General features: G+C 32.5%; 12 protein-coding genes. 7 read left to right on the forward strand and 5 right to left on the reverse strand.

All coding sequences use genetic code 11. The features are described 5' to 3' along the window. Positions 1-165 precede the first annotated feature (165 nt). The 6 genes from RHP49_08065 (at position 166) to RHP49_08090 (ending at position 4,115) form a co-directional block, all read left to right on the forward strand. The gene (locus RHP49_08065; GenBank protein WNH14195.1) at positions 166-1,101 is read left to right on the forward strand and encodes a 2-hydroxyacid dehydrogenase; all 936 of its coding nucleotides are present in this window, start codon (positions 166-168) and stop codon (positions 1,099-1,101) included. Between the two features lie 145 nt (positions 1,102-1,246). Continuing rightward, the gene (locus tag RHP49_08070) at positions 1,247-2,011 is read left to right on the forward strand and encodes a sulfite exporter TauE/SafE family protein (GenBank protein WNH14196.1); all 765 of its coding nucleotides are present in this window, start codon (positions 1,247-1,249) and stop codon (positions 2,009-2,011) included. Positions 2,012-2,112: 101 nt separating this feature from the next. Continuing rightward, complete coding sequence (locus RHP49_08075) at positions 2,113-2,541, forward strand: TM2 domain-containing protein (protein ID WNH14197.1); 429 nt, start codon at positions 2,113-2,115, stop codon at positions 2,539-2,541. Positions 2,542-2,634: 93 nt separating this feature from the next. After that, positions 2,635-2,958: a metalloregulator ArsR/SmtB family transcription factor gene (locus tag RHP49_08080; GenBank protein WNH14198.1), complete on the forward strand. Its 324-nt coding sequence runs from the start codon at positions 2,635-2,637 to the stop codon at positions 2,956-2,958. 144 nt (positions 2,959-3,102) lie between these two features. Beyond that, positions 3,103-3,597 carry a DUF6428 family protein gene (locus RHP49_08085; GenBank protein WNH14199.1) on the forward strand — a complete coding sequence of 165 codons (495 nt, stop codon included), beginning with the start codon at positions 3,103-3,105 and terminating at the stop codon, positions 3,595-3,597. A gap of 92 nt (positions 3,598-3,689) precedes the next feature. After that, positions 3,690-4,115 (forward strand): arsenate reductase ArsC, encoded by a 426-nt coding sequence (locus RHP49_08090; GenBank protein ID WNH14200.1) that lies wholly within the window; start codon positions 3,690-3,692, stop codon positions 4,113-4,115. On the opposite strand, the gene RHP49_08095 is transcribed toward RHP49_08090, so the two are convergent. From RHP49_08095 to RHP49_08105, 3 genes are read right to left on the reverse strand one after another with little or no spacing between them, the layout of a single operon-like run. Further along, a complete protein-coding gene (locus RHP49_08095) occupies positions 4,112-5,941 on the reverse strand; it encodes a lysophospholipid acyltransferase family protein (GenBank protein ID WNH14201.1) in 1,830 nt (609 codons plus the stop codon). The two genes, RHP49_08090 and RHP49_08095, sit on opposite strands and share 4 nt — an antisense overlap. 22 nt (positions 5,942-5,963) lie before the next feature. After that, complete coding sequence (locus RHP49_08100; protein ID WNH14202.1) at positions 5,964-7,214, reverse strand: aspartate kinase; 1,251 nt, start codon at positions 7,212-7,214, stop codon at positions 5,964-5,966. Position 7,215: 1 nt separating this feature from the next. Beyond that, positions 7,216-7,695, reverse strand: coding sequence for a GNAT family N-acetyltransferase (locus RHP49_08105; GenBank protein ID WNH14203.1), 480 nt, complete (start codon positions 7,693-7,695; stop codon positions 7,216-7,218). Between the two features lie 121 nt (positions 7,696-7,816). Here RHP49_08105 and fbp point away from each other — a divergent pair, with 121 nt between their 5' ends. Then, a complete protein-coding gene (fbp, locus tag RHP49_08110; GenBank protein ID WNH14204.1) occupies positions 7,817-8,824 on the forward strand; it encodes a class 1 fructose-bisphosphatase in 1,008 nt (335 codons plus the stop codon). Between the two features lie 72 nt (positions 8,825-8,896). Here the strand turns inward: fbp and RHP49_08115 are convergent, their stop codons facing one another. Beyond that, positions 8,897-10,363, reverse strand: coding sequence for a glutamate synthase subunit beta (locus RHP49_08115; protein ID WNH14205.1), 1,467 nt, complete (start codon positions 10,361-10,363; stop codon positions 8,897-8,899). 4 nt (positions 10,364-10,367) lie between these two features. Further along, positions 10,368-14,882, reverse strand: a complete 4,515-nt coding sequence (gene gltB / locus RHP49_08120) for a glutamate synthase large subunit (GenBank protein ID WNH14206.1) — start codon at positions 14,880-14,882, stop codon at positions 10,368-10,370. Positions 14,883-15,165: the final 283 nt, after the last annotated feature.

Genomic DNA, 15,165 nt, shown 5'->3' on the forward strand with positions numbered 1-15,165 from the left:
TAGTAAGTTATTTTGTTTACTGTCAAATCTAGTGCTTCATTAAAATCAATTTTTATAATTTTTTAAAAAGGATGCCACTGCAATCGCTAACGCAAAACTTCGTAAATTTGCTATTATTTCAAACTCAATATGTCACACTGAGCGCAGTCGAAGTGTCTTTAATATATGAACATCCTTCACCTCGATACCAATCACGAATTACTAATAAATCAACTAAACGATTTAGGGTTTACTAATCATGAAGATTATACGTCTTTAAAAGAACAAGTTGAAGCCAAAATTCAAGATTACGATGGCATTATATTAAGAAGCCGATTTACCATAGATAAACAATTTTTAGATGCCGCAAAAAACCTAAAATTTATAGGAAGAGTTGGTGCGGGTTTAGAAAATATAGATTGCGATTATGCCCAAACAAAAGGCATTACCTTAATCGCAGCACCCGAGGGCAACCGCAATGCAGTAGGCGAGCATGCACTTGGTATGTTGTTGTCGTTGTTTAATAAACTAAACAAAGCAGATGCCGAGGTACGACAAGGTAAATGGTTACGAGAAGATAATCGTGGTATTGAGTTAGATGGAAAAACCGTGGGACTAATTGGCTATGGCAACATGGGAAAAGCTTTTGCTAAAAAACTAAGAGGTTTTGATGTTGAGGTACTATGCTACGATATAAAAGCAGGTGTTGGAAATGAAAACGCAAAACAAGTAACACTTAAAGAGTTTCAAGAAAGAGTGGATGTAGTTAGTTTACATACGCCACAAACACCACTAACTTTAGGTATGATAAATTCAGAATTTATCAATGGTTTTAAAAAGCCATTTTGGTTCATTAATACTGCTCGCGGTAAAAGTGTTGTTACCATAGATTTGGTTTCAGCATTAAAATCAGGAAAAATCTTGGGAGCAGGACTTGACGTATTAGAATATGAAAAAGCATCCTTCGAAAATTTATTCTCTAATACAATGCCAGAGGCATTTCAATATTTAATTGATTCAGAAAACGTATTACTTTCACCTCATGTAGCTGGTTGGACTATAGAAAGCAAAGAGAAGTTAGCACAAACTATTGTAGACAAAATAAAGGCTAATTTTTGCTAGTATAACTCAAAATAGGGTTAATAGCATTGAAAATCCTTTTGAAATTTATCATAATGATTTTAGAACACATCCAGAAAATAGATGTATCATAGATTTTTATATTCCTATCGAGTAAAAGAAATAACCTATAAAAATATAATTACTATTGACTTATTTAGAGATTTTACAAGATTACAATTTAACTGTTTTACAATGGGTAGCTATTGGATTAGCTGTTTTTCTTTTAGGTTTATCTAAATCTGGAATTAAAGGCATAGGCATTATCATTGTGGTTATTCTGGCTTTTGTTTTTGGAGAAAAAGCATCTACGGGCATATTGTTACCCATGCTAATTTGTGCCGATGTTTTTGCAGTTATTTATTATAACAGGCATGCACAATGGAACATCATTAAAAAACTAATTCCATGGATGATTGCTGGCGTTTTGGTTGGTGTATGGATAGGTAATGATATTTCTGAAATGGTGTTTAAAAGGCTCATGGCAATCATTATTATTGTTTCTGTATTGATAATGTTTTATTCTGAAAGTAGAAAGTCTAACAAAGTACCAACCAACAAATTATTTTCTAGCGGAACAGGGTTTTTGGCTGGTTTTACAACTATGATAGGTAATTTAGCAGGACCTATTTCGAATATTTATTTTCTTGCTATGCGTTTCCCAAAGAATGAATTTATTGGTACAGCGGCTTGGTTATTTTTCATCATAAATGTGTTTAAATTACCTTTTCATATTTTTGTTTGGAATACGGTTACTATAGAAACGTTGGTTTTAAATTCCGTTTTAATTCCACCTGTTATTATTGGATTTTTCTTAGGCGCTTATATTGTTAGGCTTATTTCTAATGTAAATTATAGACGTTTTATATTAATTGTTACAGCTATTGGAGGTGTTATTATGCTTTTTAGATAATTTATAAATTAATTCTTGTAACATTATTATAAGTTAATACACATATAGTTAGTAGTAAATCAATTTTTACTATTTTTATATGCAACCAAAAAAATAATATTATGTCTGATGAAAAAAATTTAAGCGACGACCTAAACGACATGTTAGGCGATGCAAAAGAAGGAGCTAAAAAAGCATCTGATAAAGCTGGTAAATTTGCAGAAGAAGCAAAGGAAAAAGCTAAAGAGTTTGCCGGAGAAGCAAAAGAAACTGCATCAGAGTTTACTGATAGTGCTAAAGAAACATTTGATAATGTAACTGGTGAAAACAAAAAAGTATTGGCTGGAGTTTTGGGTATTCTTTTTGGTGGACTTGGAATTCATAAATTTGTTTTAGGTTATAATAAGGAAGGTATAATACTATTAATTGCAACGGTAGTAACATGTGGTATTGCTTCTATAATTGGTTTTATAGAAGGTATTATATACTTAACTAAGTCTGATGAAGAGTTTTATAACACATATCAAGTTGGAAAAAAACCTTGGTTTTAAAAAATATAAATGAATAAAAAAGTCAAAAAAAATCATTTTGACTTTTTTATTTAAATTTAACATCGTAATATTGCAATATATAAATAAATAAAAATGGGCATTACTAAAACGCAAATGTTTACCGAGCAACAAAATGATTTAGCACAATTTTTTAAAGTGCTTGGTCATCCTGCTCGTGTAGCTATTCTACAATATATAAGTAAACAAAATGCTTGCATTTGTAATGATTTGGTTGAAGAAATTGGTTTAGCGCAAGCCACAATAAGTCAGCATTTAAAAGAATTAAAAAGTATAGGTTTACTTAATGGTGAGGTAGAAGGTAAAAGCATGTGTTACTGTATAAATATTGAACGTTGGACCGTAATACAAAATCAATTAAACTCCTTTTTTAATACAACAAAATCTAATTGTTGCTAAGGTTTTTTGTCATTCCAACGAAGGCAGGAATCTTTTAAATTGAAAATAAAATCACTTAATTATGAAACATTCAAAACTAATTTTTCGATACCCAAGGAAATGATTAAATGAATGTTACCGATAAAAAACAATAATTATAAACACATGAAAACACAAGAATTATTTAAAGTATTAGAAAGCAATCAGGACAAATCTTTATTGTTTGAATATGCTCCGAATTTACTAATTGGAGCTAATTATCATATTACTGAAGTAAAACACTTAACAGTCGATTCTGTTGATTGTGGTTCACAAACAGATGCATGGAAAGAAACTATTATTCAACTTTGGGAAAGTCCGAGTGAGTTGGGTAAAACAGAATACATGACTGTTTATAAAGCGTTGGCTATTCTTAAAAAAGTAGGTAAAATGAAACCTTATGTTTTAGATGCTGAGGTAAAATTTGAGTATAGTAATGCAACCTTTCATACCGCGCAGTTATTTGTTAATGATTTTGATATACGGGGAAATAATTTAATAGTTAAATTAGCCATCGAAAAGACAGATTGTAAAGCCAAAGAAATTTGTGGTGTTCAAGACGTTGAAGCAACAGTTACAAGTAATGAGCCTTGTTGTTCACCAGATGGAAATTGCTGTTAAATAACTTCTGTCATTCCTGTGAAGGCAGGAAGCCATTATAAATAAAGTCTCAATTAATAAGATTCCTGCCTTCGCAGGAATGACTAATAGATATGAAAAACATTTTAGTATTATGTACAGGTAATTCCTGTAGAAGCCAAATGGCACATGGGTATTTAAACCATTTTTTAGATAACAGAAAAGTAAAGGTTTATAGTGCAGGTATTGAAACTCATGGTTTAAACCCTGGGGCTTTAGCCATTATGAAAGAAGATGGATTAAATATAGACCACCACACGTCAAATCATGTAGATGAATATGCTGATATAGATTTCGATTATATTATCACAGTTTGTGATCATGCTAATGAAAACTGTCCATACATCCCGAGTAAAAATGCGTTACGTTTACATCATAACTTTTACGACCCTTCAAAATTAGTTGGGACTGATGACAAAAAACATGCTGCTTTTTTAAAGGCTAGAGAAGAAATTAAGGCGTATTTTAAGGAGTTTGTAGCAAAACACAACTTGGTTTAATCACCATTATTCCCCATAAATTTGCGTTCTAATTCTGCTTGAAATTCTTCCATAACAGGTTTTACAGTACTTTCAGGTAAGTCAGCAATTTTAATATACATAAGTCCGTCAACCGAGTTATTAAACAGAGGATCTACGTTAAAAGCAACGAGGCGGGCATTTTGTTTAATGTATTTTTTAAGCAATACAGGTAAGCGTAAAGCACCAGGTTCAATTTCGTCAATAAATTTGTCGAATTTGTTTAAATCGGCTTCGGTTTCATCAAAGACAAAATCTTTATCGGCATCTTTCAGTTTTACTTTAAACTCTTTTTTAGGGTGTACGTATTGCGCAATATAAGGGTCGTAGTAATGCGATTTCATAAACTCAATCATTAATGATTTAGAAAAATTTGAAAACTGATTACTAATACTTACTCCACCTATTAAAAATTTATGTTCTGGAAAACGCAGTGTGATATGTACAATACCTTTCCAAAGTAAAAATAAAGGCATCGGTTTTTGTTGGTATTCCTTTATAATAAAGGCACGTCCCATTTCTATAGATTGGCTCATCATTTTATAAAGTTCGGGTTCAAACCGGAATAAATCTTGTAAATAAAAACCATCAATACCGTAGCGTTCAAAAATTTTAGAGCCTAATCCCAATCTATAAGCACCTGCTAAAATCTTTTTTTCATTATCCCATAAAAACATGTGATGGTAATACGTATCAAAAGTATCTAAATCAATCGCCTCATTAGTACCTTCACCAACTTCTCTAAAGGTAATTTCACGTAATCTACCAATTTCTCTAAGGATGTTAGGGATTTTTTCTGCTGGAGCTAAAAACACCTCGTAATTTTTACTTTGTAAAAGCCTAAAATCACCTTGATAAAGCGCTTCAACCTCATTTGTCATTAGGACAGTATCAACAGGTGTTACAATATTTTTAGGAGGTTTAGGGGTTTTTAATGTAGATGATATATTATCTAATATTTTCGATTTATCTTCAAAAGAATTCGATAACATATACGTTTTTCGTCTTAAAAACTCTGAAAATTCTTCAATCTTACTATATTCTTTTTGATCGGCTACCGATATAGGTTTTCCAATTCTAACTTTAATAACACGTCGCTTTTGAGTTAATACTTCAGATGGTAATTTGGCAGTTCTAAAAGTGTCGCTAATTTTTGAAAGCTTGTAAAATAATTTACTGTTTTTAGCATGAAAATAGATGGGAACAACTGGTACTTCGGCTTTTTTAATAAGCTTCATGGCAGTTTCTTCCCAAGGTCTGTCTACCATTAGTTTACCATCACGATAGGTAGATACTTCGCCAGCAGGAAATATTCCTAAAGGATGCCCTTCTTTTAAATGTAAAATGGAATTTTTAAAACCTGTAATGCTAGACTTTATATCTTTTCTATCCTCAAAAGGATTAACAGGCATAATGTAAGGTTTTAAAGGTTCTATTCTATGTAATAAAAAATTAGCGATTATTTTAAAATCTTGTCGCTGCTCTAACATGAGTTTTAAGAGCAGAATGCCGTCAATACCTCCTAGTGGGTGATTAGAAACAGTAATATAAGCTCCATCTTTAGGAAGTCGTTTTAAATCTTCCTCAGGAATTTCAAATTTAATTTGAAACTCTCCTAAAATACTATCTAAAAACTCAAGGTCTTTTAAGTGCTTGTTTCTATTGTAAAATTTATTTAGGGTAGATATTTTTAGCATTTTCATAAGTAACCACCCAATAAAGGTTCCGATAAATCCGTACTTATCTAAATTTATAGCTTTTGCTACTTCTTTGGCAGTTACTAAGCCTGTATCTTGTGGTTTACTCATGAGTGTAAATGTACTAAATTGTTTATTTAGTTACTACTTGAATGGTTTCTTGAGTTAATTGTTTTAATAACACAGTTTTACCCATTTCAATTTGAGTAATAGCTTTTTCGTTATAATGCCTAATCGTGTAAAGCGATACCTTTTCGTTGCAAGTTACTTTAAATTTTGCTTTTAAATGATGTAATAATTTTTCAAGATTGTTATAAATATTGTCAATACATACAGAAAAACTAATTGCTGAATTTTGAATAACATCTACTTTCATTTTATACAAATGTAAAAGGTTGAAAATTTCACTAATATTTTCTTCAACAATGTATGAAAAATCTAAAGATGAGAGTGAAATAAGTACTTGGTTTTTCTTTACAATAAAACAAGGTATCATGGGTTCTAAAGTAACATCTTTACCAATTGTTGTACCTGAATTTTCAGGGTTTAAAAATGATTTAACCAATAGAGGTATTTCTTTTCCTTGTAGTGGTTGTAATGTTTTTGGATGAATAATAGAAGCACCATAAAAGGCCAGTTCAATAGCTTCACGGTAACTTATTTTGTTTAATAATTGTGCGTTTTCAAAATAACGTGGATCTGCATTTAATACGCCTGGTACATCTTTCCAAATGGTAACGCTTTCTGCATTTAAGCAATAAGCAAAAATAGCAGCTGTATAATCGCTACCTTCTCGACCTAATGTTGTGGTAAAATTGTTCGCATCACTACCTAAAAATCCTTGTGTTATATTTAATTTAGATTTGTTAAAGTTTAATGATATTAATTGCTGTGTTTCTCCCCAATCTATATTAGCACGTCGGTAATAATTATCAGTTTTAATATACTCTCTTGCATCGATCCAATTATTTTTTAAACCGATAAAATTTAAATAGTCACTAATAATTGTAGTAGAAATTAATTCGCCAAAGCCTATAACTTGGTCGTATAAAAAATTATAATCTGGCGATTTGTTACTTTTTAATATCCTGTTAAGTTCATCAAAAAATGATTGTACTTTATTATAAACTTGGTGAGATTCGTCATTAAAAAGCGTTAGTAATATTTCGTTGTGAAATTTAATTACGTCTTGAATAGAACTTTGTAATTCGGTTTTGTTCTCAAAATAAATTTTAATAACAGCTTCTAAAGCATTGGTGGTTTTACCCATAGCAGAAACAATTATTAAAGAGTTTTTATATCCCACTTTTTGTAGTAGTGACACCATGTTTTTTATACCCTCTGCATCTTTAACAGAGGCTCCACCAAATTTAAATATTTGCATATTACAATTTTGATATATAGTCTTTAATACCTTTTTCGTTTAAATGTACAACATTCCAGTCTCTTAAAATTTGTGCACCTTTTTTCTCGTATAAATTTATGGCAGGAGCATTCCAATTTAGTACCTCCCAGTTAATACGTTTTACTCCTAAAGTATGGCCGAATTTAACCACCTCGTCTAGCAGAGCTGTACCTAATCCTAAACCTCTCATATCTTCGCTAACCACGAGGTCTTCTAAATGCAGAATTTTGCCTTTCCAAGTTGAATATCGGTGGAACATAATGGCAGTGCCTTCTACTTTTCCATCAACTTCGGCGATTAAACATTCAAAGGCTGGATTCTCGTTAAACCCATCATTTTCTAAGTCCTGAAGAGTTACTTCAACAGCATCGGGCTCTTTTTCGAAGATGGCTAATTGGTTTATAAGGTCTAGCACCCTTGACATATCTTCTTTTATAGCTTTTCTTATTGTAAAATTCATAATAATTAATAATTATTTCAAAGATACTTTAAACTTGTGATTTGAGAAGATTTATCTATAGCGAAAACGATGTAGTTTATTAAATTTTATAGATATTTGTATAAACAAAAATACCATCTTCATGGCTCATAAAAAACAAACATTAGGAGAGTTCATTATTGAAAACCAATCATCTTTTAAATATTCTTCAGGAGAATTATCCAGTCTCCTTAATTCTATTAGGTTAGCGGCTAAGATAGTAAACCATGAAGTTAATAAAGCTGGTTTGGTTGATATTATTGGAGCTGCTGGTGATACTAATATACAGGGAGAAGATCAACAAAAATTAGATGTTTATGCAAACGATAAGTTTATACAAACTCTAACAAAAAGAAATATTGTTTGCGGTATTGCAAGTGAAGAAGAAGATGATTTTATAACTATTAATAGTCAAGATGAAAATCATCAAAATAAATATGTTGTTTTAATTGACCCTTTAGATGGCTCTTCTAATATTGATGTGAATGTATCTGTTGGGACTATTTTTTCTATCTACAGAAGAATTACTCCGGTAGGAACACCAGTTCAACTAGAAGATTTTTTACAAAAAGGTAGTAAACAAGTAGCAGCTGGTTATGTGGTTTATGGTACTTCTACTATGTTGGTTTATACAACGGGTGATGGTGTAAATGGTTTTACCCTTAACCCAGCTATAGGTTCATTTTACTTATCGCATCCAGAGATGGAATTTCCTGAAGATGGTAATATTTATTCTGTTAATGAAGGCAATTATACTCATTTTCCTCAAGGTGTTAAAGATTATATTAAATACTGCCAAAAAGAAGAAGAAGACAGACCTTATACATCAAGATATATTGGTTCTTTAGTGTCCGATTTTCATAGAAATATGATTAAAGGAGGCATTTATTTATACCCACAAAGTTCAAAAAATCCGAAAGGAAAATTACGTTTACTTTACGAATGTAATCCCATGGCTTTTTTAGCAGAACAAGCCAATGGAAAGTCTAGTGATGGATTTACTAGAACTTTAGATGTTGAGCCAACAGAATTGCACGAACGTGTGCCTTTTATTTGTGGAAGCAAAAACATGGTAGAAAAAGCAGAAGAATTTATGCGTAATGCTAAGTAAAAAATAAACTTTAAATTATAAAAAAAGCGAACTTTTCAGTTCGCTTTTTTTATATAAAATATTTTAATAATATTAATGAAGACCAACCAAATCGCCAGTAACATCTTTTGATGGTAAATCTGATTTTCCCATTAAGTAAATATCAACTTGACGAGCAGCTTCTCTTCCTTCAGAAATAGCCCATACAATTAATGATTGTCCGCGACGCATATCGCCAGCAGTAAATATATTAGGAATATTGGTTTGGTATTTACCATACTCTGCTTTGTAATTAGAACGCGCATCTCTGTCTAATCCTAATTGATCGGCAATAGTGCTTTCAGGACCTGTAAATCCAAGTGCCAATAATGCTAAATCACATGGCCAAGTTTTTTCAGAATCTTCAATCTCTATTAATTTAGGACGTTCACCAGGAATCATCTCCCACTCAACATTAACTGTTTTTAAAGCGATAAGTTTTCCGTTTTCGTCTTTTATAAATTCTTTTGTATTTATTAACCAGTTACGTTCAACACCTTCTTTGTGAGAAGACGATGTTTTTAACTGTAATGGCCAATAAGGCCAAGGTGTAGTTGGAGAACGGTGTCCTGGAGGTTTCGGCATAATTTCAAAATTAGTAACCGATTTTGCACCATGACGGTTGGACGTTCCTATACAATCTGAACCTGTATCACCACCACCAATAACAATAACATCTTTACCAGTTGCTAAAACTTGGTCTTTTATTTCTTGACCAAAAACAACTTTAGTTTGTTGCGTTAAGAAATCCATAGCCTGTACAACACCATCAGCATCAATACCAGGAGTTGGTAAACTTCTTCTTTCTGTTGCACCTCCACAAAGTACAATGGCATCAAAAGCTTTTAATTCTTTTACATCGTAGTTTACACCAACATTAATATTGGTTTTAAATGTAATACCTTCAGCTTCCAAAATGGCAACACGACGATCTATAACACCTTTTTCCATTTTAAAATTTGGAATGCCGTAGCGTAATAAACCACCAATAGCATCATCTCTTTCAAAAACAGTCACGAGATGTCCTGCTCTATTTAATTGTTGAGCTGTTGCTAAACCAGCAGGTCCTGAACCTACAACAGCAACTTTTTTACCTGTTCTTTTTTTAGGCGGCTGTGGTTTTATCCAACCTTCTTTAAAAGCGCGTTCAACAATATTTTTTTCAATATTTTCAATAGAAATAGGATCTTCAATAATTCCTAATACACAAGCTTGCTCACAAGGAGCTGGACACAAACGACCTGTAAACTCAGGAAAGTTGTTTGTAGAGTGCAATATCCAAGACGCTTTTTGCCATTCGCCTTGATGTACCATGTGATTAAAATCTGGAATTAAATTACCAAGTGGGCAACCACTATGGCAAAAAGGAATACCGCAATCCATACAGCGAGAACCCTGTTCAGTAATGTCTTTATCACTTAAAGGCACTGTAAATTCTTTATAATGTGTTACACGTTCTGGTACAGGCGTGTATGTTTCATCTTTTCTTTCGAATTCTTTAAAACCTGTTACTTTTCCCATCGTACTATGCTATTTCTAATTCTTCAACCATTACTTCTCCTTTTGCTAAACGCTCTAATGCTTTTTTATATTCAGTAGGCATCACTCGAACAAAATTCTTTAAGGTATTGTCCCAGTCGGCTAATAATGTTTTAGCAAGATTACTATCTGTATATAAAGCATGTTTTTCAATCCATGATTTTAAATCGGCTGCATCTTCTGGTAAGATATCTTCAAAATCTATGGTTTCTGTGTTACACAATCCGTTCACAAATTTGTTTTCTGGATCGTATACATAAGCAATACCACCACTCATACCAGCAGCAAAATTTCTACCTGTAGTTCCTAAAACAATAACTTTACCACCTGTCATATATTCACAACAATGATCGCCAACACCTTCAACCACTGTAATGGCTCCTGAGTTACGAACGGCAAAACGTTCACCAGCAATACCATTAATATAAGCTTCTCCTTCAACTGCTCCAAATAAACATACATTACCAACTATAATGTTGTTTTCAGCTATAAAATCAGCTTTAGCAGGTTTTTTAACAATTATTTTAGCTCCAGATAAACCTTTACCTAAATAATCATTTGTGTTTCCTTCTAAGTTAAAGGTCAGTCCGTGTGCTCCAAAAGCTCCGAAACTTTGTCCTGCAGAACCAGTAAAGTTTATATTTAATGTGTTTTCTGGTAAACCTAGATGCCCATGTGCTTTAGAAATTTCGTTACTAATAATAGCCCCTACTGAACGGTCTATATTATTTATAGGGAACTCTAAAGTTGTTGGTACTTTATTCGCAATGGCAGTTCTAGAATGCTTTAAGATAGTGAAATCTAAAACATTTTCTAAATTATGATCTTGTTTTTGAGAATTCTTAACAGACATTTCTCTGTAAGAATCTGGTCTATGCAAGATAGAAGATAAATCTAATCCTTTTGCTTTATAGTGTGTAATAGCTTTATTAGCGTTTATTTTATGAGTTTGACCAATCATTTCATCCATGGTTCTAAACCCTAATTGAGCCATGATACCTCTTAATTCTTCAGCGATATAGTAGAAGAAATTAATAACGTGTTCTGGTGTGCCTTTAAAGTTTTTACGTAATTCTTTATCTTGAGTTGCAATACCTACTGGGCAAGTGTTTAAATGACATTTACGCATCATAATACAACCTGAAGCCACAAGAGGTGCAGTTGCAAATCCAAATTCCTCAGCTCCTAATAAACAAGCAATAGCAACATCACGACCAGTTTTTAACTGACCATCACATTCTACAACTATACGAGAACGTAAATTGTTTAAAACCAATGTTTGTTGTGCTTCTGCTAAACCAAGTTCCCAAGGTAGCCCTGCGTGTTTTAATGATGTTAAAGGTGAAGCACCAGTACCACCATCATAACCAGCAATAAGAACAACATCTGCTTTTGCTTTTGAAACACCAGCAGCAATAGTACCTACTCCAACTTCTGAAACTAGTTTTACATTAATACGTGCTTCACGATTGGCGTTTTTCAAGTCGTAAATTAACTGCGCTAAATCTTCAATAGAATAAATATCGTGATGCGGTGGCGGTGAAATCAATCCTACAAAAGGCGTTGAGTTACGTGCTGCTGCAATCCATGGCAACACTTTTTCACCAGGTAATTGTCCGCCTTCTCCAGGTTTAGCACCTTGAGCCATTTTTATTTGAATTTCTCGAGCATTAGATAAGTAATGCGAAGTCACTCCAAATCGACCAGAAGCTACTTGCTTAATAGCAGAGTTTCTGCTATCGCCATTTGCATCTGGAATAAAGCGTTTTCTATCTTCACCACCTTCACCAGAATTAGATTTTCCTCCAATTCGGTTCATAGCAATGGCTAAATTTTCGTGAGCTTCTCTAGAAATCGACCCGTAAGACATGGCTCCTGTTTTGAATCGTTTTACGATATCGGTCCATGGTTCTACTTCATCTAACGGAATAGGATCTAAATTATCAAACTCAAATAAACCACGAATGGTCATTAAGTTTTCTGCTTGCTCATTTACCGCTTTTGCGTATACATCATAACTAGCTTGATCGCTTAATCTAACCGCTTGCTGTAATTTAGCAACAGTTGTTGGGTTAAACATGTGACGCTCTCCATTACGTCTCCATCTATAATCACCACCAATATTTAATCCTAATCGTTTATCTATAAAAGTATCAGGATACGCATATTTATAGCGTTCACTAATTTCTTTTTCAATTTCATATAAACCAATACCTTCAATTCTTGAAGCTGTGTATGGGAAATATTTTTCTACGAATTGTGAGTTGAAACCAACAATTTCAAATATTTGAGAACCTCTGTATGAATGTAATGTAGAGATTCCTATTTTGTTCATGACTTTTAAAATACCTTTTCCAATGGCTTTGTTAAAATTATCGACAGCTTTTTGCTCGTCAATACCTTCAATAAAACCTTCTTTTACTTGCATTCTAATAATCTCATTAACCATGTATGGGTTAATAGCACTAGCTCCGTACCCAAACAACGTAGCAAAATGATGCGGCTCTCTAGGTTCGGCAGATTCAATAATAATATCAAAATAAGAACGCTTACGTAAACGGTTCAATTGATGGTTTACATAAGAACAAGCCAATAACGATGGAATAGGAGCAAATTCTTTATTTACACCTCTATCAGACAAGATAATGATATTCGTCTTTCTTAATAAGGCTTTTTCAATTTGTACAATAATATCGTCTAAGGCGTCTTCAAGTCCGTTAAGTCCTTTTTCCTTTGGATATAACATTTCAATAGTTTCAGCTTTAAAACTTTCTATTGAAATATTTCTTATTTTTTCTAAATCGGCATTAGAAATTACAGGGTTTTGAATTTTTAATTTTCTACACTGTCTTTCTGTAATGCTGAAAATATTTCTGTCTTTTCCTAACGATAAGCTAATATCTGTTACAATTTCTTCTCGAATACCATCTAAAGGTGGATTGGTAACCTGTGCGAATAATTGTTTAAAGTAATTTGAAATGAGTTGAGGTCTATCAGATAAAACCGCTAAAGGCGTATCTATACCCATAGAACCTAAAGCTTCTTTTCCAGCAACGGCCATTGGTGTAATAACCTCTTGAATATCTTCAAATGTATAATTAAATAAACGTTGTCTTGTTTTTATATCGATAGTTTCGATTGGACACGTTGTATTTGTGTATGGTACGTCTTTTAAATGTAACCTTGTTTTATCTAACCATTCTTTATATGGTCTTTCTGAAACAATTCTACTTTTAATTTCTTCATCGTTAATAATACGACCTTCATTCATGTCTACCAAGAACATTTTTCCTGGTTCTAAACGTCCATGACTTTTAATATCTTCTGGTGCAATATCTACAACTCCAATTTCTGAAGACATGATAAGCTTACCACTTTTAGTAACGGTATATCTTGAAGGTCTTAAACCATTACGATCTAATAAGGCTCCTACATAATCACCATCGGTAAAAGGAACTGAAGCTGGACCATCCCAAGGCTCCATAATACAAGCATTATAATCGTAGAATGCTTTACGTTCCTCAGACATGGTTTTGTGTTTTTCCCATGCTTCAGGAATCATCATCATCATTACTTCAGGTAAAGAGCGTCCTGTATGTGTTAATAATTCAACTACCATATCCATAGAAGCAGAATCTGATTTTCCAGGAAGTATGATAGGGAATAGTTTTTCTATTTGAGGTCCGAAGACATCACTCTTCATAATCTCTTCGCGAACACGCATTCTACTTACGTTACCTCGTAATGTATTAATTTCACCATTTTGACACATGAAGCGGAATGGTTGAGCCAATTCCCATGCGGGCATAGTGTTTGTTGAGAAGCGTTGATGTACTAAAGCTAAGCGTGTTACTAAATCTTTCTGTTGTAAATCTGTAAAATAAGGCCCAATATCTTCTGGCATTATAATACCTTTATATATTAAAGTTGTTGTAGATAAACTTGGTAAGTAGAAATATTCGCTTTGAGATATCTTTGAACATCTAATAGCATGTTCAGTAATTTTACGAGCGGCATATAATTTTGCTTTAAATACAGCCTCATCAATAGCTTCTGTTTTTCCAATAAAGATTTGTTCTATATTGGGTTCTGAAGCTAAAGCTATTTCTCCTAATTGCGAAGAATCTACAGGAACTTCTCGCCATCCTAAAATAGAAAGTCCTTGCGCTTTTATTTCTTTTTCAAAAGTGTCTTTACAAAATTGATATTGGTTTTTTACTTTTGGTAAAAATAGCATACCTACGGCATACTCTCTTTGAGCAGGGATTTCAAAATCACATACTCTTTTAAAATAATCGTGAGGGATATCAATTAATAAACCAGCACCATCACCAGTTTTTCCATCGGAGCTAACACCTCCACGGTGTTCTAGTTTTACTAGAATTTCTAACGCATCATGAATGATTTGATTTGTTTTTTCTCCTTTGAGATTACAAATAAAACCTGCGCCACAATTTTCGTGTTCAAATTCAGGTAAATAGAGTCCTTGTTTCTTCAGCATAATCAACAAATATTGGTTTAAAAACGTGAGTCGAAATGCTAAGATATAACCTAGTTTTTAAATAACCATAGAGGGTAATATATTATTCCGATTTTTTAAGAGAAGCAAAGCTAAAAATACTTATATATCAATAATAATGAGATTTATTAATAAATATTCAATTGATAATAATTTGTTATAAATACATATATGTGAATTAATAATAAAGAAACTTCATAATGTTAAAAATATAATCATTAAAAACTGACAAATATTGACAAATTCTCAAAGTATTTGTTTGTTG

Source organism: Flavobacteriaceae bacterium HL-DH10 (assembly GCA_031826515.1).
Taxonomy (GTDB): domain Bacteria; phylum Bacteroidota; class Bacteroidia; order Flavobacteriales; family Flavobacteriaceae; genus Thalassobellus; species Thalassobellus suaedae.